Source organism: Pantoea folii, from assembly GCF_056678875.1.
The window spans coordinates 122,234-143,034 of the sequence record NZ_JBWXON010000001.1 but is presented as its reverse complement, the minus strand read 5'-3'; the positions used below and the strand labels follow the sequence as shown (position 1 = coordinate 143,034).

Annotated in this window: 19 protein-coding genes; 10 read left to right on the top strand and 9 right to left on the bottom strand. The window is 53.9% G+C overall.

Annotated features, from left to right (window positions below; translation table 11 throughout):
- Window positions 1-108: 108 nt before the first annotated feature.
- The 3 genes from yfiR to yfiB are packed head-to-tail and all read left to right on the top strand — an operon-like array spanning window position 109 to window position 2,379.
- Window positions 109-693 carry a regulatory sequestration protein YfiR gene (gene yfiR / locus AC1MDE_RS00765; protein ID WP_058961350.1) on the top strand — a complete coding sequence of 195 codons (585 nt, stop codon included), beginning with the start codon at window positions 109-111 and terminating at the stop codon, window positions 691-693.
- Between the two features lies 1 nt (window position 694).
- Window positions 695-1,909: a diguanylate cyclase DgcN/YfiN gene (gene dgcN, locus AC1MDE_RS00760; RefSeq protein ID WP_058961349.1), complete on the top strand. Its 1,215-nt coding sequence runs from the start codon at window positions 695-697 to the stop codon at window positions 1,907-1,909.
- On the top strand, window positions 1,906-2,379 hold the full coding sequence (yfiB, locus tag AC1MDE_RS00755; RefSeq protein ID WP_058961348.1) for an outer membrane lipoprotein YfiB: 474 nt from the start codon (window positions 1,906-1,908) through the stop codon (window positions 2,377-2,379). The genes dgcN and yfiB overlap by 4 nt, the downstream gene beginning before the upstream one ends.
- Here yfiB and uvsE read toward each other — a convergent pair.
- Together uvsE and AC1MDE_RS00745 are read right to left on the bottom strand one after the other, a co-directional pair.
- Window positions 2,366-3,340: a UV DNA damage repair endonuclease UvsE gene (uvsE, locus tag AC1MDE_RS00750; RefSeq protein WP_480344115.1), complete on the bottom strand. Its 975-nt coding sequence runs from the start codon at window positions 3,338-3,340 to the stop codon at window positions 2,366-2,368. The two genes, yfiB and uvsE, sit on opposite strands and share 14 nt — an antisense overlap.
- Window positions 3,341-3,426: 86 nt before the next feature.
- Window positions 3,427-5,457 carry a choline transporter gene (locus tag AC1MDE_RS00745; protein ID WP_058961346.1) on the bottom strand — a complete coding sequence of 677 codons (2,031 nt, stop codon included), beginning with the start codon at window positions 5,455-5,457 and terminating at the stop codon, window positions 3,427-3,429.
- A 253-nt stretch (window positions 5,458-5,710) separates the two neighbouring features.
- Here AC1MDE_RS00745 and betI point away from each other — a divergent pair, with 253 nt between their 5' ends.
- From betI to betA, 3 genes are read left to right on the top strand one after another with little or no spacing between them, the layout of a single operon-like run.
- Window positions 5,711-6,307: a transcriptional regulator BetI gene (betI, locus tag AC1MDE_RS00740; RefSeq protein ID WP_058961345.1), complete on the top strand. Its 597-nt coding sequence runs from the start codon at window positions 5,711-5,713 to the stop codon at window positions 6,305-6,307.
- Between the two features lie 13 nt (window positions 6,308-6,320).
- Window positions 6,321-7,793 (top strand): betaine-aldehyde dehydrogenase, encoded by a 1,473-nt coding sequence (betB, locus tag AC1MDE_RS00735; RefSeq protein WP_480344113.1) that lies wholly within the window; start codon window positions 6,321-6,323, stop codon window positions 7,791-7,793.
- A 26-nt stretch (window positions 7,794-7,819) separates the two neighbouring features.
- Entirely contained in the window at window positions 7,820-9,499 is a 1,680-nt protein-coding gene (betA, locus tag AC1MDE_RS00730) for a choline dehydrogenase (RefSeq protein ID WP_058961343.1), read from the top strand.
- A 300-nt stretch (window positions 9,500-9,799) separates the two neighbouring features.
- Here betA and AC1MDE_RS00725 read toward each other — a convergent pair whose 3' ends face one another.
- Window positions 9,800-10,699, bottom strand: a complete 900-nt coding sequence (locus tag AC1MDE_RS00725; RefSeq protein WP_058961342.1) for a LysR family transcriptional regulator — start codon at window positions 10,697-10,699, stop codon at window positions 9,800-9,802.
- A gap of 98 nt (window positions 10,700-10,797) precedes the next feature.
- On the opposite strand from AC1MDE_RS00725, the gene aptA reads away from it, so the two are divergent.
- Together aptA and AC1MDE_RS00715 are read left to right on the top strand one after the other, a co-directional pair.
- Window positions 10,798-12,129: an omega-aminotransferase AptA gene (gene aptA / locus AC1MDE_RS00720; protein WP_058961341.1), complete on the top strand. Its 1,332-nt coding sequence runs from the start codon at window positions 10,798-10,800 to the stop codon at window positions 12,127-12,129.
- 98 nt (window positions 12,130-12,227) lie between these two features.
- Window positions 12,228-13,130, top strand: a complete 903-nt coding sequence (locus AC1MDE_RS00715) for an alpha/beta hydrolase (protein WP_182058957.1) — start codon at window positions 12,228-12,230, stop codon at window positions 13,128-13,130.
- On the opposite strand, the gene biuH is transcribed toward AC1MDE_RS00715, so the two are convergent.
- From biuH to AC1MDE_RS00700, 3 genes are read right to left on the bottom strand one after another with little or no spacing between them, the layout of a single operon-like run.
- Window positions 13,119-13,826 carry a biuret amidohydrolase gene (biuH, locus tag AC1MDE_RS00710; RefSeq protein WP_058961339.1) on the bottom strand — a complete coding sequence of 236 codons (708 nt, stop codon included), beginning with the start codon at window positions 13,824-13,826 and terminating at the stop codon, window positions 13,119-13,121. The genes AC1MDE_RS00715 and biuH overlap by 12 nt on opposite strands.
- Window positions 13,819-15,129 (bottom strand): purine-cytosine permease family protein, encoded by a 1,311-nt coding sequence (locus AC1MDE_RS00705; RefSeq protein WP_479402011.1) that lies wholly within the window; start codon window positions 15,127-15,129, stop codon window positions 13,819-13,821. The genes biuH and AC1MDE_RS00705 overlap by 8 nt, the downstream gene beginning before the upstream one ends.
- Window positions 15,122-16,570, bottom strand: a complete 1,449-nt coding sequence (locus tag AC1MDE_RS00700) for an amidase (protein ID WP_479402010.1) — start codon at window positions 16,568-16,570, stop codon at window positions 15,122-15,124. The genes AC1MDE_RS00705 and AC1MDE_RS00700 overlap by 8 nt, the downstream gene beginning before the upstream one ends.
- Window positions 16,571-17,008: 438 nt before the next feature.
- Here AC1MDE_RS00700 and AC1MDE_RS00695 point away from each other — a divergent pair, with 438 nt between their 5' ends.
- Both AC1MDE_RS00695 and AC1MDE_RS00690 read left to right on the top strand, forming a co-directional pair.
- Window positions 17,009-17,845 carry an undecaprenyl-diphosphate phosphatase gene (locus AC1MDE_RS00695; RefSeq protein ID WP_479403160.1) on the top strand — a complete coding sequence of 279 codons (837 nt, stop codon included), beginning with the start codon at window positions 17,009-17,011 and terminating at the stop codon, window positions 17,843-17,845.
- 104 nt (window positions 17,846-17,949) lie between these two features.
- Window positions 17,950-19,086 (top strand): alpha-hydroxy acid oxidase, encoded by a 1,137-nt coding sequence (locus AC1MDE_RS00690; protein ID WP_479403161.1) that lies wholly within the window; start codon window positions 17,950-17,952, stop codon window positions 19,084-19,086.
- Here the strand turns inward: AC1MDE_RS00690 and AC1MDE_RS00685 are convergent.
- The 3 genes from AC1MDE_RS00685 to AC1MDE_RS00675 are packed head-to-tail and all read right to left on the bottom strand — an operon-like array spanning window position 19,079 to window position 20,801.
- A complete protein-coding gene (locus AC1MDE_RS00685; RefSeq protein ID WP_479403162.1) occupies window positions 19,079-19,831 on the bottom strand; it encodes an SDR family NAD(P)-dependent oxidoreductase in 753 nt (250 codons plus the stop codon). The genes AC1MDE_RS00690 and AC1MDE_RS00685 overlap by 8 nt on opposite strands.
- Window positions 19,832-19,836: 5 nt before the next feature.
- Entirely contained in the window at window positions 19,837-20,160 is a 324-nt protein-coding gene (locus AC1MDE_RS00680; RefSeq protein WP_480344112.1) for a hypothetical protein, read from the bottom strand.
- Complete coding sequence (locus AC1MDE_RS00675; RefSeq protein ID WP_480344111.1) at window positions 20,115-20,801, bottom strand: zinc-dependent alcohol dehydrogenase; 687 nt, start codon at window positions 20,799-20,801, stop codon at window positions 20,115-20,117. The genes AC1MDE_RS00680 and AC1MDE_RS00675 overlap by 46 nt, the downstream gene beginning before the upstream one ends.

Genomic DNA, 20,801 nt, shown 5'->3' with positions numbered 1-20,801 from the left:
GATTATCCTGCCAGAGTAAATAGTCCGCGTTTTCCGCTATTGAACACCTGTACTCTTTTATAAATGCCGATGGTACTATTTACGGGTTGAACCCAGCGGAATAGCGGCATGTTACGTTTTGAACCTCGTCTTCACCCTCGTGAAGTTTTATTTCTGCTTTTGGCTCAGCTTAAAGCCGCGCTGATCTGCATCGGTTCGCTGGCACTGTTGATATTGCCGCTATCCCTGCCTGCTGCTGCGGCGCAAAACCCCGCGACGAAAGATGACAAAGCCAACCGTATTGTCAGCGGTATCATTAGCTTCACCCGCTGGCCGGCGTTGCACGACGCTCCACAGTTGTGTGTGTTCAATTCTGCGCGCCATGTCAATTTTCCTGCCAGCGCCACCGCGACATCGCTGCCCTTTAGCGTGGTCTATCTCAACAGTGAAACCGAGTTAGCCAGCAATCGCTGTGATGCCGTCTATTTCGGCGATCAGTCGCCGCAGCAACAGACCGAATTGCTCAGCCTGGAGAAAGGCCACGCCGTTCTCTCTCTGGCTGAAAATAATACCGATTGCGCCATTGGAGCCGCTTTCTGTCTTATTTTTAATGCCGATCATCCGATGTTTGCCGTAAACCTTGATTCACTGGCTCGCAGTGGCGTTCGCGTGAGTCCGGATGTGTTATTGCTGTCGCGCAAAGGAAGCCAATAAGATGAAATTTGAAAAAATCAAAAATGAAAAATCATCTATCCGCATCAGGCTGCGCAAGATCAGCATCATCAACTCCGCCGTTATCTTGTTGCTGTGCTGGTTGCTGCTGACCTCCACTTCGTTACTTTTCATCAAGCGTTATGAAAAGCGCAACCTGGAGCTGATTGCCGCAACGCTGAGCAACAGCCTGACCGCTGCCACCGTATTTGAAGACAGTTATGACGCCCACAAAAAAATTGCCATGTTGGGCAACGAAGGCATGTTTGCTACGGCGAAACTGGTAACGGACGATCAAACCGTGTTGGTTAACTGGCAAGATCAACAGCAGCAGGATGGCTGGTATGAGAACTTCTTACGCGAATGGATCTACGCGCGCCCGCTGAGCGTCAATATTAATCATGCGGAAAATGTCGTCGGGACGTTGACGCTGGCGGGTACGGTCAAAGGGGCGACGGATTTTATCCGTTACTCAGTGATGATTTTATCCAGCGGTATGCTTTGCGTACTGATTGTTGCCTTTATGCTGAGCGCTTTTCTGCATCGGGGAATTTTGCAGACGCTACGCAATATCACCAGCTCGATTCATTACGTCATCAGCTCGGGTGATTTTTCGCTGCGTATTCCCGAAAGCCCGACCAAAGAGTTTCAGCTGTTTTCGGACGATCTCAACTCGTTGCTCGCAGAGATGCAATCACTACAGGCTTCGTTACTGCGTGATAACCGGTCGTTAGCGGCGAAAGCGTTGGAAGATCCGCTCACCGGACTGGCCAACCGCGCCGCCTTTGTCACGCAGTTAACCCGATTGCTTGATGGCCAATTCGCTCATGAGCGCTTTGTGTTGCTGTTCCTGGATGGCGATCGATTCAAGAGCATCAATGATAACTGGGGACATGCGGCGGGCGATGAGGTGCTGAAAGCCATCGGTTCCCGCCTGCTTGCACTGGCCTATAAACAGGATATGGTCGCGCGCCTCGGCGGTGATGAGTTTGCGATGTTAATAACCAGCCGCGCGACTGAGAAACAGCTGCTGCAACTGACAGAGGAGATCAGGGAAGCCATTGCGCAGAAGATTATGATCGCGGAAGGCACACCGATAACCACCTCGGTCACTATTGGTTACGCCTGGTCGCAGCATGGCGATACGGTGCAATCAATTCTGGAACGTGCAGATATGCATATGTACAAAAATAAAGGGATAAGTAAGGTACGGGTATGAAAATTAAACTCTTTCTGCTGCTGTGTATTCTGGCTTGTGCGGGCTGTCAGTCAAAAGGTCGTTTCTCCGCCGCACAGATTGCGGCGATGCAAAGCGCAGGTTTTACTGAAAATATGGAAGGCTGGGGATTAGGTTTATCCGACAAAATCCTGTTTGGGGTAAATGAGTCTGAACTCACCGCGGCCAGTAAAGCCAATATCGCCAATATGGCGAAAAACCTCTCAGCGACGGGCATTCAGCATGTCCGCATTGACGGTCATACGGATAATTACGGCAAGGCGGATTATAACCAGCAGTTGTCACTGAAACGTGCTGATGCTGTGGCAACACAATGGGCGTTGGGTGCGGATGTACCGCGAACCAACATCACCACCCGAGGTCTGGGCATGAGCGCCCCCATTGCCAGCAATAACAGTGCACAAGGCCGCGCGCAGAATCGCCGTGTGGCGATTGTGATTACCTCGCCTTAATCTCACCCTGGTCGAGCGCATAACGGTATAAGCGCTCGACCGCCAGATTCTTCATTTTCACTTCGCACATAATGTCGAAGTCAGTAAATGATAACGCCCAGTCGTTTAAATCCTGATTAAAGTAGTATTCAGAATGCGCACGCAGTTTGGTTTTTGCCACCGTTAAATCGTGCTGATCCGGGAAGCCATGTTCTGAGATTAATCCTTCCTGCGCAATCGAATAATGTAATACCGGACGCACACCGCGCCACGATTCGATAATTAACGGGATACGCGCATCATCCGCTTTGATAAATTGATTCTCTTTCACCCAGTGATGGTGAATATCCAGCACCACCGGACAGAGATCGCGCGCCTGTAATACATCATCCAGCGAACAAGAGATTTCATCATTTTCAACCGTCAGCATATTGCGTGCTTCAGGAGAGAGGCGCTGAAACGCCGCGCGAAACCCCTCGATGCCTTTTTTGCCGTTCATATGGATATTGATTTTGAAATCCTGGAACTGGCGACCATACCCCATTAACACGGCACACAGTGCATGATACTCCACATCCTCAATCGCCCGATCCACTACCCCTTCATTATCCGAAGCGAGAACGGAATATTGTCCGGGATGGAATGAGAGACGGATGTTGTTTGCGCGCGCTATCTCGCCACACCTGGCAAACAACGGTTTTAAATCGGGCATTAATTCGCTGTAGATGGCGGTGGCCTCTGGCACGGTATACAGCGGCAACAGGTCGCTGCCAATCCGCATCATGCGCATCGCATCCGGCAGTTTTGCCAGTTGCTGCAGCGTGAGGAATTGGTTTTCGAGGTTGTTGGTTGCCAACTGCGCCAGTAAACGCGCTTGTTCCTCGCGATCAAGACTCAGGAAACGCGTACGCGTGGTGATTTTAAACGGAAACGGCTGCTTAGCCTGTGCATCGAAGTACTTACACGCAAAACCCAATTTCATTTCAGTCTCCCTTAGAGCAGGCTGAAAGTGTAGCTTGCTCCAGGGAAAGTGCACGGACAGCGGCAGGGCTGCCGCTGTCCGTGGGCTTATACGCTTGGGAAAGTGATATTGCTGCCCGGTGCTTCGCGATGCAAATGGATAAAGTTCAGGTGACGTTCGTACTGATCGAGAATATCGATAATCACCTGCTCCTTGTTGTAGTCCATCAAATCGTTGCCCTGGCTACCTTCCAGAAGGAATGTCTCCAGACGGTAATAGGTCGATTTACCACTGCGCGCTCGATAGGTAAAGCCCGGCACCGAATACTGCTGCGGCCAGATCTGATACACGAAGTCTTGCTCTTCACCCAGCAGCACGCGCAAATCCAGATAACCTAACGGATGGCCCTCTTCCGGCTCCACGCGGTCCAGTGAAACCCGACCGCCGCGCAACTCCAGTTCTTTCGCTACATCCTGCATTGCCGGGAACAAGACGTTCTCCATCATTTGCTGGGTGTAGCGTGTGCCTGGATAGTTCATCAGACGCGACAGACGTTTCTTCCAGCTCAGGCGATCGTTGCTGGCCGGAATGTACGGTGCCGTTTCACGACTGGCGCTGGCGCGGCGATGGTCTTCCACTTTGAGAGACTTATACAAACCGGCCATCACAAAGAAGATCACAAAGCTGAACGGCAGTCCCATGATCACCGTGGCATTCTGCAGCGCAGAGATACCGTTGGTCATCAACATACCCATGGTCAGAACACCAATCGCCACTGACCAGAAGATACGCAGCCAGTTCGGTGCATCACTGTTGATGTCTTTCAGCTTCGAAGTGAAGTTACCCAACACCAGTGAACCGGAATCCGCTGAGGTGACGTAGAACAGCATGCCGGTAATGGTCGCGACCGAAGCGCTGAACTTAAACGCCGGATACTGCGCCAGCAGGCTGTAGAAGCCACGTTCTGCATGCGCCATCACTTCCTGAGCAAAGCCGGCATCACCGTGGATAATTTCATACAGCGCGGCGTTACCAAAGACCGACAGCCACAAAAGCGTGAAGGTGAACGGAATAATCAGCGTACCGAGCACGAACTCACGGATAGTACGACCGCGTGAAATGCGCGCCAGGAACAAGCCAACAAACGGGGACCAGGCGACCCACCATGCCCAGAAGAACAACGTCCAGCTGTTCATCCACTCTCTTGGCTGTTCAAACGCAAAGGTGTTCAGCGTCATGCCCATAAAGCGGTTGATGTAATCACCGACATTGAGCACCAGTGCATTCAGCAGGAAGTCGGTTTTGCCCATGAACAGCACAAACAGAATCAGCCCCAATGCCAGCGCAACGTTGAGTTCCGACAGAATACGGATGCCTTTATCCACGCCAGAGGTCACGGAAATGGTGGCGATAATCACCGACAGCACAATCAACGCCGCCTGCGCGGTAAAGCCTTCCGGAATATCGAACAACACGTTCAGGCCATAATTGAGCTGAACCACGCCAATCCCTAAGGTGGTGGCGATGCCGAAGATGGTCCCCACTACCGCTGCAATATCCACGGTATGGCCAATCGGCCCGTTAATACGTTTGCCAAAGATTGGATACAGCGCAGAACGGATGGTGAGCGGCAAATTGTAGCGGTAGCTAAAGTACCCCAGCGCGATCCCCATCAGCGCGTACATTGACCAGCCAGTTACGCCGTAGTGGAACAACGTCCACACCATGGCTTGCCGGGCGGCTTCCATGGTTTGTCCGGCGCCTTCAGGCGGTTGCATGTACTGCGTGACCGGTTCGGCCACCGAGAAGAACATCAGATCAATTCCGATACCGGCCGCAAACAGCATCGCTGACCAGCTTAATAAGCTGAATTCTGGTTTGGATTGCTCTGGCCCGAGCTTGATGGCGCCGTAACGTGAACAGGCCATGTAGATAACGAACACGATATACAGCGTCGCGGCCAGCATGTAGTACCAGCCAAATGTAGCGGTAACCCAGTTAACCGCAGTCTGAATTAAGCTGGCAGCCAGCTCGCTGTAAAAAATAGTGACAAGTGAAAATGTCAGAATCAGTCCGGCTGAGGTGTAGAACACCACAGGATTGATTCTGTCTTTTTCACTGGCAGGTGGATTAATCATCGATGACCTCTGGTTAATTTCCTGTAATGACTCAATGGATTAGCGTGACCTGTCTGCCAGGCCTTGTTGTTATCAGTACCCCTGTTGTCCCTCCCTGTAGTGCTTTCTTCTGACGATGAGCCGCATAGCCCGGATCACCGCTGCGCTTTTGTAACAATCGAAGCACAGTATCCTAACAAAATTCTTTTTTATATTGAACGTGCAATCAAAAAAAGTTTAAATAGTCCTCTGACATTGTGGTGGAGCTGGAGTCATGCCAAAGGTGGGAATGCAGCCGATTCGTCGTCGGCAGCTGATTGATGCAACCCTCGATACCATCAACGAAGTGGGTATCAACGACGCAACCATTGCGCAAATTGCGCGCCGGGCTGGCGTCTCAACCGGCATCATCAGCCACTACTTCAAAGACAAGAACGGTTTGCTGGAAGCAACGATGCGCGACATTACGCGTCAATTACGTGATGCCGTGGCTGCCCGCTTGAAACCATTGGCGGGCGCGAAGACCGAAGCACGCTTGCTGGCGATTGTCGAAGGTAACTTTGATGACACCCAGGTGCACAGCGCAGCAATGAAAGCCTGGCTGGATTTCTGGGCCAGCAGCATGCATCAGCCGCAGCTCGGTCGTTTAGAGCGAGTCAGCAGCCGTCGTTTGTTTTCGACACTGGCTGCCGAGTTTCGTCGTGAGTTGCCACGTGAGCAGGCACGCTTAGCGGCACACGGTTTGGCATCCCTGATTGATGGCCTTTGGCTTCGCGCCGCCTTGAGTGGGAAACCGTTCAATCTGGATGTGGCCAAAACGCTCACCACCCAATTTATCCGTCAGCAACTTGCTGGCGCACTGAATCACTGAGGAAGGAGAAATCATGTCCCGATTCACCGAACAGCAGCTGTATATCGATGGTCAGTTCATTGCGGCGAGCGCAGGTAATACATTCCAGACCATCAACCCGGCCAATGGCGAAGTTCTGGCCGAAGTACATGAGGCGGAACAGGCCGATGTTGATCGTGCCGTCGCTGCCGCGCAAAAAGGCCAGAAAGTTTGGGCCGCGATGACCGCCATGGAGCGCTCACGCATTCTGCGCCGTGCCGTCGATATTCTGCGTGAGCGCAACGACGAGTTGGCCGCGCTGGAAACCCTCGACACCGGTAAGCCGCTGAGCGAAACCCAATATGTTGACATCGTGACCGGTGCTGACGTGCTGGAATATTACGCCGGTCTGATCCCGACGCTGGAAGGCCAGCAGATCCCACTGCGCGACACGGCGTTTGTTTATACCCGCCGTGAACCGCTCGGCGTGGTCGCTGGTATTGGTGCGTGGAACTACCCGATTCAGATCGCTTTGTGGAAATCCGCGCCTGCGCTGGCAGCGGGTAATGCGATGATCTTTAAGCCGAGCGAAGTCACCCCACTTACAGCATTAAAACTGGCAGAAATTTACACCGAAGCGGGCCTGCCTGCCGGCGTATTCAATGTGCTGAACGGTCGTGGCGCGGTCACTGGTCAACTGCTGACTGACCATCCGGGCATCGATAAAGTCTCCTTTACCGGCGGCGTGGCCAGCGGCAAAAAAGTGATGGCGAATGCTGCGGGCTCCACCTTGAAAGAAGTCACTATGGAATTGGGTGGCAAATCGCCGCTGATTATCTTTGATGACGCCGATCTCGATCTGGCCGCCGACATCGCCATGATGGCCAACTTCTACAGCTCAGGCCAGGTCTGCACCAACGGTACGCGCGTGTTTATCCCGGCAAAATTCCAGGCCGCGTTTGAAGCGAAAATCGCTGAACGTGTTGCACGCATCAAAGCGGGTGACCTCAACGATCCTGACACCAATTTCGGCCCGCTGGTGAGCTTCCCCCATCGTGACAACGTGATGCGTTATATCGAATCCGGTATCAACGAAGGCGCGCGTCTGCTGTGCGGCGGCAAACTTCTGAGCGGCGCCGATTTCGATGACGGAGCCTGGGTTGAACCGACCGTATTCACCGACTGCCGTGATGAGATGACCATTGTGCGTGAAGAAATCTTCGGGCCGGTGATGTCGATTCTGACTTACGAAAGCGAAGAAGAAGTGGTACGTCGCGCCAATGCCACCGATTTCGGTCTGGCTGCGGGCGTAGTCACGCAAGACCTGAACCGCGCACACCGCGTGATTCACCAGATCGAAGCGGGTATCTGCTGGATCAACACCTGGGGTGAATCTGCCGCCGAAATGCCGGTGGGAGGTTACAAGCACTCCGGTATTGGCCGTGAAAATGGCCTGATGACCTTGCAAAACTACACCCAGGTGAAGTCGGTGCAGGTCGAGTTATCTCGTTTTCAGTCCGTATTTTAATTGAGCTTTAACCTGAGGAGCGACTAATGGAATTTGATTACATCATTATCGGAGCCGGATCCGCAGGGAACGTTTTGGCAACAAGACTGACCGAAGACAGCAGCGTGAATGTGCTGCTTTTAGAAGCGGGTGGCCCTGACTACCGCTTCGATTTCCGCACGCAGATGCCAGCCGCGCTGGCTTATCCGTTGCAGGGCAAACGCTATAACTGGGCGTATGAAACCGAGCCTGAGCCACATATGAATAACCGCCGCATGGAGTGCGGACGCGGTAAAGGTCTGGGCGGATCATCGCTGATCAATGGTATGTGCTATATCCGCGGCAACGCGATGGATCTCGATAACTGGGCTCAGCAGCCTGGGCTGGAAAGCTGGAGCTACCTGAACTGCCTGCCCTACTATCGCAAGTCAGAAACCCGCGATATTGGCGCCAATGATTATCACGGCGGCGAAGGCCCGGTCAGCATCACCACCTGTAAGCCTGATAATAATCCGCTGTTTGCTGCGATGATCGAAGCCGGTGTTGAAGCAGGTTATCCGCGCACGGAAGATTTGAACGGCTACCAGCAGGAAGGCTTCGGTCCAATGGATCGCTTCGTCACGCCGAAAGGTCGTCGATCCAGCACCGCGCGCGGCTATCTCGATACCGCCAAAGTTCGTCCGAACCTGAAAATCGTTACCCATGCCACCACCGATCGCATCCTGTTTGAAGGCAAGCGCGCGGTGGGCGTGGAATATTTGCAGGGATCGGGCAACACGCCACATCAGGTGCATGCGCGACGTGAAGTGTTGCTGTGCGCCGGTGCCATCGCCTCGCCGCAGATTCTGCAACGTTCTGGCGTGGGCGCTGCTGCACTGCTGAACAAATTCGACATTCCGGTGGTACATGATCTGCCGGGCGTCGGCGAAAACCTGCAGGATCACCTCGAAATGTACCTGCAGTACGAGTGCAAAGAACCGGTGTCACTCTATCCGTCGTTGAAATGGTGGAACCAGCCGAAAATCGGTGCAGAGTGGCTGTTCAACGGCACTGGCGTCGGTGCCAGCAACCACTTTGAAGGCGGTGGCTTTATCCGCAGCCGCGAAGAGTTTACCTGGCCGAACATTCAGTATCACTTCCTGCCAGTAGCGATTAACTACAACGGCTCTAACGCCGTTGAAGCGCACGGTTTCCAGTGTCACGTAGGTTCAATGCGTTCACCGAGCCGTGGGCATGTGCAGATTAAATCGCGCGATCCGCGTCGTGATCCGGCTATTTTGTTCAACTACATGGCGCATGAACAGGACTGGCAGGAATTTCGTGATGCGATTCGTATTACGCGCCAGATCATCAATCAGCCCGCGCTGGATAAGTATCGCGGCAAAGAAATCAGTCCAGGCCTCGATTGCCAGACTGATGAACAGTTGGATGAGTTTGTGCGAAACCATGCGGAAACCGCCTATCACCCCTGCGGCACCTGCAAAATGGGCAGCGATAGCATGGCAGTGGTTGATGGTGAAGGTCGTGTGCATGGATTGCAGGCGTTGCGCGTGGTAGATGCGTCAATTATGCCGCTGATCATCACTGGCAACCTGAATGCCACCACTATTATGATCGGTGAAAAGATCGCGGATAACATTCGTGGACGTCAGCCGTTGCCGCGCAGCGAAGCAGATTATTTCGTCGCTGGCGATCTGCCGGTGCGTGGTGAGCCGAAGCGCGCCTAACCGTATATATCAGGGTGGCTCTCGTCACCCTGCTCTTCTTTGGCTAGCTTTACAGATAAGCCATAATCAGCCGCTGTAACTCAAGCTTAATGTCATCTGAGCCCAGTTGATCACGTCTTGCGGCATCATGCACCCCCTTTTACAACTTAAAGCAGGGAGGTTCGTCATATTCTGCAGTGACTGACGCTCCCTTCTTTCCTGTAGACTGATGACGCACAATAGCCGGCATTTAGCGTATTGATGCAGCTTTAAAGTATGTTGTAACTAGTAACGTGTTCTTTTTACGCCTTGTGGTAAGACTCATTCCCAATCAATCGCCTGTAAAAATCGTTCAAGAATGGCATTATGGCTGCGCCCTTTGCGTGTCACCACGGCGATCTTACTGGTGAAGTGGAAACGCTCCGGTGCGATGGCGTGCATCATCTTTTTCTCCACCCACTGTGCGGCATAATGGTCAGGCAAGAAACCGATAAAGCGGCCGGTGAGAATCAAAAAGGCAATGCCTTCGCGGTCGGTTGCCGTGGCATTGCAATTGAGTTTCTGGTGCATGGCAATCGCTTCTGCCGTCATGCGAAAAGCGGGTGCGATGGCATCACATCCCTTCAGTTGCGCTTCATCTGGCTCGAGGGAAAACAACGCATGGGTGTTGCTACAGTAAAGCTGCGACCGCTCATCATATAACGGCATGTAATCCAGGCCGGAAATCGGCGAAGTGACTGGCAGCGCACCGACGTGCAAGCGACCATCCATCAGCCCTCTTTCAATCTCTGCGGCCGTCATCATGCTGATATTCAGCCGAATATCCGGACCTATCTCATGCAGTTTCTCCAGCGCATGGGTAATTTTCATGCGTGGTTGCGTGACCAGATTATTGATAATCCCGATATTCAAATCCCCGCGCAGCTGCTTATGCATCTGATTAACCTGCAGGCGAAACTGCTCGATAGCCGCCATCATACTTTCGCTGTGTCGCAGGATCTCACGCCCTTCTTCGGTCAAGGCAAAACCCGCCCGTCCGCGTTGACACAATCGCATGCCAAGTCGCTTTTCAAGATCGCCCATGTGCAGGCTAATGGCCGATCGCGTCATGCCCAACAAACTTTCTGCTGCAGAGAAGCTGCCGCTCTCATTCACAGTTTTAAACAGGCGCAATAATTTGAGATCAAAGTCGGTGACCTGCGCGAGCGATTTGCTTTTCATATAGGTGAGTAAATCAATAACTGAAGATGAATTAATAGGGATTTAACTTAACTAACCGTTAAATGCAAACTCTTCATACACCTGTCTGGAGAAACATCATGTCTGATGCTGTCAACACTACCGATCTCAATCTGCAAGCGCACTGGATGCCGTTTACTGCCAACCGGAATTTCCAGCGCGATCCCCGTATCATTGTCGGCGCTCAAGGCCGCTGGCTGACTAATGATAAAGGACGGCAGATTTTTGATAGCCTTTCCGGTTTATGGACCTGTGGCGCGGGCCACTGCCGCAGTGAAATCCAGCAGGCGGTGGCGAAACAACTGGGTACGCTCGATTATTCGCCCGGCTTCCAGTACGGCCATCCGCTGTCATTTCAGCTGGCAGACAAGATTGCCCAGCATATGCCGGGTGATCTAAACCATGTGTTCTTCACCGGATCGGGCTCGGAATCAGCAGACACGGCGGTGAAGATGGCGCGCGCATACTGGCGCATCAAAGGCCAGCCGGCGAAAACCAAATTTATCGGACGCGCGCGAGGTTACCACGGCGTAAATATCGCCGGAACCAGCCTGGGCGGCATTGGCGGCAATCGTAAGATGTTCGGTCAGTTTATGGACGTTGACCATATTCCACACACGCTGCAAACCGATCTGCCCTTCACTGCTGGCCAGGCCGAAACCGGCGGTGTGGCCTTGGCTAATGAGATGCTGAAACTGATTGAGCTGCATGATGCTTCTAACATCGCCGCCCTGATTGTTGAGCCTCTTTCCGGCTCTGCGGGGGCGATTATCCCACCGGTAGGCTATCTGCAACGCTTGCGTGAAATCTGCACCCAGCACGATATTTTACTGATCTTCGATGAGGTCATTACCGGTTTTGGCCGCATGGGCCGCTGGAGCGGCGCTGAGTATTTTGGCGTCATGCCCGATATTCTCAATTTCGCCAAGCAGATCACCAATGGCGCGGTGCCGCTGGGTGGCGTGGTCGCCAGCAGCGAAATCTACAACACCTTTATGGCGCAAAAACTGCCAGAACACGCGGTTGAATTTGCTCACGGCTACACCTACTCTGCCCATCCGGTGGCCTGTGCGGCGGGCCTGGCGACGCTGGAGTTACTGGAACATGACGCGCTGATTGCGCAATCCGCCGAGCTGGCACCGCATTTTGCCCATGCACTGCATGCGCTGCGTGATTGCCCGAACGTCATCGATATCCGCAACTGCGGTCTGGTGGGTGCCATCCAGCTTGCTCCGCGCGACGGCGATGCCACCATTCGACCGTTTGATGCGGGCATGGCACTATGGAAAGCTGGTTTTTATGTGCGCTTCGGTGCCGATACGCTGCAGTTTGGACCGATGTTCAATACACAGCCTGCCGAGTTGGATCGCTTGTTTGACGCTGTAGGTGAGACGTTGCATCACATAGCGTGAGGAAAATGAGTTGATTGGTCATACTTAACAACATCTTCTTCATACTCTCTGCCGATTCTTCTGATTCAATACCTTTTTGCATTCAGTCTGGATCGGCCATGCTCCGTCGCCACTTTCTTACCGGTTTACTGCTCTCCCCCTTTGCTGCGCGCAGCGGCTTTAGCCTGGCCGCTTCCGCGGCAAAACCCGCACAGGTATTGCCCTTGTGGCCAAAACAACCGCCTGGTGGCGGTGGACCTTTAGGGGCGATGACGTTTAGTGCCAAAGGCGCGCAGCGGAATATTGCCATGCCGACGCTCACCGTCTTCAAGCCTGTTCAGCCGAAGGGACGCGCTGTACTGATTGCGGCTGGCGGCGGCTATACGCGTATCGAAATGGGCAAAGAAGCCTGGCCCGCTGCCGCGTGGCTGGCGGCACAAGGCTACACAGCGTATGTGCTGAGTTATCGCCTGCCGCAGGAAGGCTGGAAAGATGGCGCGTTAGTGTCACTTCAGGATGCACAGCGCGCACTGCGTATCGTGCGCCACCGTGAGAACAATGTCAGCGTATTGGGCTTTTCGGCTGGCGGGCACCTGCTGGGAATGGCGGCGAACCGCGCGGATTTTCACGCTTATCAGGCCAGTGATGCAATGGACAATCTCCCCGCAACGGCCGATCGTGCCGCGCTGATCTATCCCATCATTACGCTTGAGCCACCTTATGAGCACACCTCCACGCATAAAGTGTTGGTCGGGAAAGACGCATCACTCAGCGCGGATACCGCCTGGTCGGTTCAATCCTACGTTAATCCGCAATCACCGCCGTTTTTCCTGGTTCAGGCCGAAGACGATCCTGTTTCCGATCCGCACAATACTTTGATCATGGCTGCCGCGTGTAAGGAACAGCATGTGCCGGTTGAGATGCATCGCTATCCCAGCGGGGGGCATGGTTTTGGATTGGGTAAGCCCGGCACACAAACGACTGAGTGGCCGGGGCATTATCTGCAATGGTTAAACGCTTAACGCGGCGGAAGGTTGAGCCAGGCCCGCCAGCAACGTCTCCGAACTGGCCACCGCACCAAAAATACCGCCCTGCATGTGAATCATGCTCAGTGCCGCTTCGTGGTGTTTTAGCTCGGTCGCGGCGCAGCAATCGGACAGCACCAGACATTCGAAGCCGCGATCGTTGGCTTCGCGCAGCGTGGTATGCACACAGACATCGGTGGTAATACCCGAGATGATAAGATTACGCATCCCCCGACTGCGCAGGATCAGTTCAAGATCGGTGGCATAAAAAGAGCCTTTGCCTGGCTTATCAATGATGGTTTCACCCGCCAGTGGCGCCAGCTCCGGGATAATTTCCCAGCCCGGCTCACCGCGCACCAAAATGCGACCACAGGGACCCGGCGCACCAATTTCCGCCTGCATCCGCTTTGAACGCCAGCGTTTATTGGCCGGCAAATCACTCAGGTCAGGACGATGGCCTTCACGCGTATGGATGATCGGGAAGCCTAACTCCCGCATGCGTGCCAGCACGCGCTGCAAAGGCGCTATCGGAGCGCGGGTCAGTGCGATGTCATACCCCATGCTCTCGACGTAGCCGCCCTTGCCACAAAAATCGGTCTGCATATCGATAATGATCAGTGCGGTATCCGCAGGCGTACACCGCCCATCAAAGGGCCAGGGATAAGGTGTTGAATCAATGGTGAATTCAGGCATTTTTCTGCTCCATCAGGCTCGCTGCGTTTTCACGTTTCAGTTTGACAATCAAAGTGTAACTGGCAGCAGCCGTCACCAGGCCAATCACCGCTTCACCAAACTGCGGGAATTCAATGTGGGCAATCACCGCACACAAGCTGCCAACCGCCCAGGCGGCAAAAGCGCTACCGCGCAGACGACAGGTTTTGCGCTGCTCGCTGATTTTTGCCATGAAGATCAGGTCAACGATCATGACCGCACCAAACGGCGGTACCACGATGCCGAGCAAACTCAGCCATTCGAGGAAGTAGGACCACACGCCCGCCAGCGCCAGCGCTCCGCCGATCGCCCCGAGAATCAACGTCCAGACTCGCATCTTGCTGCTGAACAGATGGCTGAAGCCAACGGCGCCGTTGTACAAACAATGGGTACAAACAGAGCCGAGGTTAATGAAAACAAACAGGAAAGCGATGATGGAGAGTAACATGCCATGGTTCATCAGCATCGGCAGAAAATTGCCCCCATTATTGACCGGATCAACCGCCGCGCCCACCGCTACAATCACCACACCGAACAGATATGAGATGACGTTCGCCATAGGAAAGGCGGAAAACGCCGCGATAACCGCTGATTTGCCGTCTTTCGACCAGCGGGTAAAATCCGCGGTCATGGTGCCCGAATCGGCGAATCCTGCCACCACCATGGTCACCGCCGTTCCCATGCTCATGGCGCCGACGGCACCAGTACTGCCTTTGAACTGAGTGATGGTGCTGAAATCGTGATCCTGCCCAATCAACCACAGTGCAACCAAACCGAGCACCACAAACAACGGTGCGGCAATCATGCCCAGGATCGACAAAGCACGCACGCCGAGGAAGGTGACGCCTGTATACAGCACCATGGCGATAGCGGTCACCGCGAGTGCGTTCCAGCCAAAGGTTTGGTTAATGACTGTACCGGTTAAACCCGTTTGAAACGCATACCAGCCAATCACGACGGTCGAGAGAAAACCGGAAACGAGGATATAGCCTTTAGTGCCAAAGGTACGCTTTGCCTGCAGGGCGAAGTTCATCCCGGTGTTACCTGCAAACCAACTCAGTGCGCCAACATAAGCGAACAGCACCAGATTGCCGAGCAGGATGGCAATCAGCGCGGGCCAGAAACCCAAATGCCAGGTAATAATGCCACCAAACAACGCGTTGGTAAGGATCATCGGGAAACCGAACCAGACAGCGGATACCGACCGCGTCGAGTGACGGTGACTTAAAGGAACCGGCTCGTGTTCAAATTCCTGCTCCAGCGCAGGGGAGGATTTGTTACTCATGGGCAACTCCGATTGAGGCAGGATAAAGGTGATTCCACGGTTGGATGCGCTCGAAAGCGGCACTTGCCGCCAGCACCAGGCCATCGTCCAGATGACGACCCACGATTTGCAGACCAATCGGCAAGCCACTGGCGGTGAAGCCCGCAGGGATTGAGGCCGCCGGTTGGCCAGTGAAATTGAAGGGATAACAGAACGACAACCAATGATCGCTGCGCACCATGCGCCCATCGATGATTTCCGGTCCCTGCATGTTGAGCGGGAACGGCGGCACTGCCAGCGTTGGCGTCAACAGCAAGTCGTAACGCTGCATAAATCGCCACAGCTGATTGCAGATCTTCTTGCGTGCGGTATTGGCGTCGGTAAAGTGTTCAGCGCGCCATTCGCGTTGCAGCATGGCGCTCAGATGAGGTGACATGCGTGAGCCCAGTTCGCTTTGCATCTGACGCATGCCTGTGAGATCGCTTTCAAAGGCCACCAGCGCGGCAAAGGTGGCGCCTTCATCGGCAATCTCTGGATCAACCTCTTCTAATTCCGCCCCCAGTTCACGGGCGAAATGTCGAGCGGCCTTAATGACAACGTCACGCACCTCTTTATCGACGGCCACATAGCCAAAATCGGCACTAAACGCAATGCGCAGCCCGTTTAAGGGTTTTTCCAGAGAGGAAATCCAGTTAACGTCGCTGCAGGGAATGGAGTGACGATCGCGCATATCCGGGCCTGCCATCACTGACATCATCAGTGCGCTGTCTCGCACCGTGCGTGTCATGGGGCCAATATGCTCCAGTGATTCCCAGCTAGAGACGCCGGGAAAGCGTTCATCGCGGCAGCCGGGCCATAACGGCACCCGCCCCATCGAGGCCTTGAATCCATAAACGCCGCAGTGCGCCGCTGGAATACGTACCGATCCGCCGCCGTCACTGCCCAATGCCATCGGGCAAAGGCGAGCGGCGAGCGCCGCGCCGGATCCGGCACTGGAACCGCCGGGCGTTTTGCTCAAATCCCAGGGATTGCGCGGTGAAGGAAACAGCGGATTGTGCCCAACGCCGCTATAACCAAACTCGGGCGCAGTGGTTTTCCCCAGCAGCACAGCATCAGCAGCCAGCAGGCGCTCGACGGTGATGTCGTCATCTTCAGGAATGAAATCGGCATAGGCTGCCGAACCGGAGGTGGTTTTCACACCCGCCGTGCAAATGAGATCCTTTACCGCCAATGGCACACCCGCAAAAGCCCCCAGCGCTTCACCGCGTGCACGCTTCGCATCCACCACTGATGCCTGCTGTAACGCCAATTCGGGTGATGCCGTACAAAAAGCCCGAATCAGTGGTTCGCGTTTTTCCATACGATCCAACGCGGCTTGCGTCAATTCGCGGGCAGACACCTCGCCATTGCGGATCAGCGCTGCCAATGTAGTAGCATCCTCATCCAGTAAAGCCTCAAACATGATTCATCTCCCGATTTGGTCACTTAATGGGATTAATGCAGTTTGCGTGCCAGAAGGTGCCAACAATCAGCGGCGAGGAGATAACGCCTGATGGGATACGGACTTGGATACAAGATCGAATACTTATGTTTCGTTTTAATGCATTCGGTTTAACAGGAAGCACAAAAATAGCGCAGCGATGCGCCATTTTGGTCATCACCGATGCAGGCTGCTTTCAGCGTTGCTAAATGTCACTGGCTGGATAAAACATCATCGGAAAATACAGCGCCACGTCATGCAGTTGTAACCTGCGTATTATTCGATTTTTAATTCAGTAAACATTTCATAAACGACATCACGAATAGGATAATACTTATCACGGCTAAAATGAGAAATGTGTCAGGGTGTGCGAGGTTAAGTCAGGTCTCAATTCCCATTATTTTATCTGAGGGCGAACGGGTGAATTATTTCGATGTATCCATTCTGGCCGTAATACAGGGGCTGGCAGAGTTACTGCCGGTTTCCAGCTCTGCACACGTCATTATGACGGAGAAACTCCTGGGGCTGGACCCTGCGGCCCCCGATATGACACTGTTGCTGGTGATGCTGCATACCGGCACGATGTTCGCGGTGATTGTTTATTTCTGGAATAACTGGCGGGAGACCTATTTCAGTTCGGGCCGTGCATTTAAGAAGAATGTATTTTTAATTATTCTCGCCACCGCAGTGACCGGCGTAGTGGGTTTGGCGCTGATGAAGCTGATTAAATATTTCTTCGCCGCAAACGCCGACACGTTTGAAATAGAGTCGTTGTTTAGTAACAGTAAAATAATCGCCAGTGGTCTCGCTGCCGCAGGCTTATTAATTATCCTCTCTTCACGCCTGAAAGGAAAAGATCGCGGCGAACTTTCGCCCTTAAGCGTTGCAGTTATTGGTTTCGTTCAGGGTTTATGCCTGCCATTTCGCGGTTTTTCTCGTTCTGGCGCCACGATTTCTACCGGTCTTTCATTGGGTGTGGCCCGTAAACGTGCGGAAGAATTTAGTTTTGCGTTAGCCGTGGTGCTGACACCGGCGGTGATCGTTAAAGAGGGCCTGCGTGCTTTCAGTTCAGGTTCTGCTGGTACGGTCGCAGTGAGCAGCGGCGTGCTTCTGCCCAGCCTGGTGGGCATGATACTGAGTTTTGTCGCCGGACTTCTGGCGCTACGCTGGCTTTCCCGCTGGCTGGAGCATGATCGCTGGCATCTGTTCGGTGGCTATTGCTTGTGCGCTGCGGCACTGATTGGTTGGTTGGGCTGACTCGCGGATTGAGCTTCTCTGAACCTCAGCAGTGAAATCATTGGCATGCTGCTTGCAGGTTGTCTATACAGGTAGGTAACCTCGAATGACAGACAGGGATAAAGATGAAGCTCAATCCAGAACAACTGCGCGCAAAAGCGAGACGCACACTGCCCCATTTCGCTTTCGACTATATTGATGGTGGCGCAGAGGGGGAAGTGACGCTCAATCACAATAGGGCTATCTTTCAACAGTGGCGATTTTTACCCTCAGTATTACGCGATTCCAGTCAGCGGAATATCGGTGTTGCCCTTGGCCGCACGCAGTTGGCTGCCCCCCTTCTTGTTGCTCCCACTGGCTATAACGGCATGCTGAGAAATCAATCCGATCTCATGCTCGCCCGCGCTGCGGCTCAGGCGGGCATTGGCCATATCCAGAGCACCGTTTCAACCGCTTCTATTGAGGATATACAAGCGACTGGTCATCAGGAACGTTGGTTTCAACTTTACGTCCTTAAAGATAAGCAAGTAACTGAGAATTTGATCAGTCGCGCCAAAGACGCAGGCTGTACTGCTTTGGTGGTGTCCGTTGATGCGGTGCATTTTGGTCATCGTGAGCGCGATAAGCAGCACTATCGACGGCCCATGAAACTCTCATTCCCGGCACTCTGTGACGTGGCGATGAAACCGGGCTGGGTGCTGCGCACTCTGGTGCCACACGGTATGCCGGGCTTCGGCAATCTTAAGCCTTACCTGCCCGCTGAACAGCAGCAAGGAGCCGGCGGTGCCACTTACTTCGCTCAGCAAATGGACCAGACCTTGAGCTGGGAAACGCTGGCGTGGATCCGCTCACTGTGGGACGGCGCGTTGTATGTGAAAGGCATCATGACCGTTGATGATGCCCTTATGGTGCAAAAAATCGGTGCTCAAGGCATTGTCCTGTCGAATCACGGCGGCAGACAACTGGATTGTACCGCCAGCCCAATGTCTGTGCTTGCCAGTGTGCGAGCGGCGGTCGGTGATGAATTTATCATCCTGATCGACAGCGGTTTCCGCCGCGGCACCGACGTGATTAAAGCGCTGATCCTCGGGGCTAATGCCGTATTGATTGGACGGCCCTTATTGTATGCGGTGGCCGCAGGTGGCGAAGCACTGGCGAACGAGGTGATCACTGCGCTGGTTCAGGAAGTTGACCGCACGCTGGCCCAATTAGGCTGCAACACCCTTGCAGACCTGCGGCAAGAGATGCTGCAGATCAGATAGAGGCCAGATATCCCCCATCGACATACAGAATCTGCCCGGTGATATATCGGGCAGCCTCCGAGCTAAGAAAAACCACACTGCCGGCCAGATCGTCGAATTCACCAAATCGACCAAGCGGGATTTTTTTCTGCATCGCGTCGCGCCACGCGTCATCCTGATAAAACACCTGAGTCATTTCCGTTTCGAAGTAGCCGGGACCGATGCCATTCACGCGGATGTTATGCGCCGCCCATTCCGCGCTCAGCGTGCGCGTCATCCCCGCCAATCCTGACTTGGAGCTGGCATAGGCAACGGCGCCGGGCACGCCCACACAGGTGGTCAGCGAGCACACATTAATGATCGCACCGCCGGATGCCGCAGAAACCATGTTTTTCGCCACCGCCTGAGCACAAAAAAATGCGCCCTTGAGGTTAGTGCCAACAATGGTATCCCACAACGCTTCATCCACTTCGAGCGAAGGGCGAATCTGTTCGGTGCCTGCATTGTTAATCAAAATATCCACCCGCCCCGCAGCGGCTAGCGTCTGTTGGATGCTTTCAACCTGAGTGACATCCAGAATCAGTCCCTGTGCCTCTACGCCAGAGGCGCGCAACTGCGCCACCGCGGCTTTTAGTGTAACCGCATCACGACCGGTGATCGTCACACGCGCACCGGCCTGAACCAACGCCTGTGCCAGCGCATAACCAATGCCACGTGTCCCGCCCGTGACCAATGCGTTTTTACCTTGTAAGGAAAATGACGTCATGACACTCATAATTTGATTACCGTTTTCAGGAAGGCCGATTTGCCCGCAATCAGCGTCTGATAGGTTTCAGGCACATCATCCAGCTGCACCGGTGGCGCGATAAGCCTTGTTAAGTCGTCCGCCAGCAAGGCCATGATATCCAGTGCCGCCTGCTGTTCATGCTGGAAGACACTGCAACCCACCAGCGTGATCTCCCGCTCCACTAAAGCATTCAGATCAATGCCGTCCGTATGGTGAAATATTCCGACCATCGCAATGCGACCACCCGAAGTTATCCCTGCGATCAGCTGCGAGAGTGCGGCAGGAAATCCTGAGGCTTCAACACCCAAGGCATATTTTGGGGCGTGGACAGCGGCACGACAGAAGCGATCAATTTATAGCGCTGCGCATTCGGTTCGATTAACTGCACCTGACATTTTTTCAGGCGGTGCAGAAGTAACGCTGTCAAACCTCCGATGGTTCCGCCGCCCGTGACACACACAGCATCACCTTCTGCGGGATTGAGTTGATTCACCACTCGCAACGCCACGCCTAGCGGTTCACTCAATACCGCTATCTCATCGGGAATCGCATCGGGTACCGCCAGCAAACTACTTAGCGGTAACGCCACCTGTTCAGCAAAACCACCGTCAAACACTTCTCCTACAAAGCCCAGGGACTCGCACAGGTTCATCGCGCCAGACGAGCAAAATGCGCAATGGCCGCAATACACGCGCGAATCAGCGACTACGCGCATGCCTGGCTGGAAGCGGTCGCTCTCGCCGTTGATTTCGCTAATGACGCCGAACAACTCATGTCCTGGTGTTACCGGAAGATGAGCAATCCACTTTCCAGTTTTGAAATTATGTAAATCGGAGCCACAGATTCCTGCTGAGTGCACGTTGATCCTGGCCCATCCGGCGGGCAAATCGGGTGGGGAGAGTTCATCAACAGTGACCTGACCAATACTTTTGAGGCGTATCGCTTTCAT

Bases quoted from the DNA above. Each gene is read 5' to 3' on its own strand.
- yfiR (WP_058961350.1), top strand. From the start codon at position 109: ATGTTACGTTTTGAACCTCGTCTTCACCCTCGTGAAGTTTTATTTCTG.
- dgcN (WP_058961349.1), top strand. From the start codon at position 695: ATGAAATTTGAAAAAATCAAAAATGAAAAATCATCTATCCGCATCAGG.
- yfiB (WP_058961348.1), top strand. From the start codon at position 1,906: ATGAAAATTAAACTCTTTCTGCTGCTGTGTATTCTGGCTTGTGCGGGC.
- uvsE (WP_480344115.1), bottom strand. From the start codon at position 3,340: ATGAAATTGGGTTTTGCGTGTAAGTACTTCGATGCACAGGCTAAGCAG.
- AC1MDE_RS00745 (WP_058961346.1), bottom strand. From the start codon at position 5,457: ATGATTAATCCACCTGCCAGTGAAAAAGACAGAATCAATCCTGTGGTG.
- betI (WP_058961345.1), top strand. From the start codon at position 5,711: ATGCCAAAGGTGGGAATGCAGCCGATTCGTCGTCGGCAGCTGATTGAT.
- betB (WP_480344113.1), top strand. From the start codon at position 6,321: ATGTCCCGATTCACCGAACAGCAGCTGTATATCGATGGTCAGTTCATT.
- betA (WP_058961343.1), top strand. From the start codon at position 7,820: ATGGAATTTGATTACATCATTATCGGAGCCGGATCCGCAGGGAACGTT.
- AC1MDE_RS00725 (WP_058961342.1), bottom strand. From the start codon at position 10,699: ATGAAAAGCAAATCGCTCGCGCAGGTCACCGACTTTGATCTCAAATTA.
- aptA (WP_058961341.1), top strand. From the start codon at position 10,798: ATGTCTGATGCTGTCAACACTACCGATCTCAATCTGCAAGCGCACTGG.
- AC1MDE_RS00715 (WP_182058957.1), top strand. From the start codon at position 12,228: ATGCTCCGTCGCCACTTTCTTACCGGTTTACTGCTCTCCCCCTTTGCT.
- biuH (WP_058961339.1), bottom strand. From the start codon at position 13,826: ATGCCTGAATTCACCATTGATTCAACACCTTATCCCTGGCCCTTTGAT.
- AC1MDE_RS00705 (WP_479402011.1), bottom strand. From the start codon at position 15,129: ATGAGTAACAAATCCTCCCCTGCGCTGGAGCAGGAATTTGAACACGAG.
- AC1MDE_RS00700 (WP_479402010.1), bottom strand. From the start codon at position 16,570: ATGTTTGAGGCTTTACTGGATGAGGATGCTACTACATTGGCAGCGCTG.
- AC1MDE_RS00690 (WP_479403161.1), top strand. From the start codon at position 17,950: ATGAAGCTCAATCCAGAACAACTGCGCGCAAAAGCGAGACGCACACTG.
- AC1MDE_RS00685 (WP_479403162.1), bottom strand. From the start codon at position 19,831: ATGACGTCATTTTCCTTACAAGGTAAAAACGCATTGGTCACGGGCGGG.
- AC1MDE_RS00675 (WP_480344111.1), bottom strand. From the start codon at position 20,801: ATGAAAGCGATACGCCTCAAAAGTATTGGTCAGGTCACTGTTGATGAA.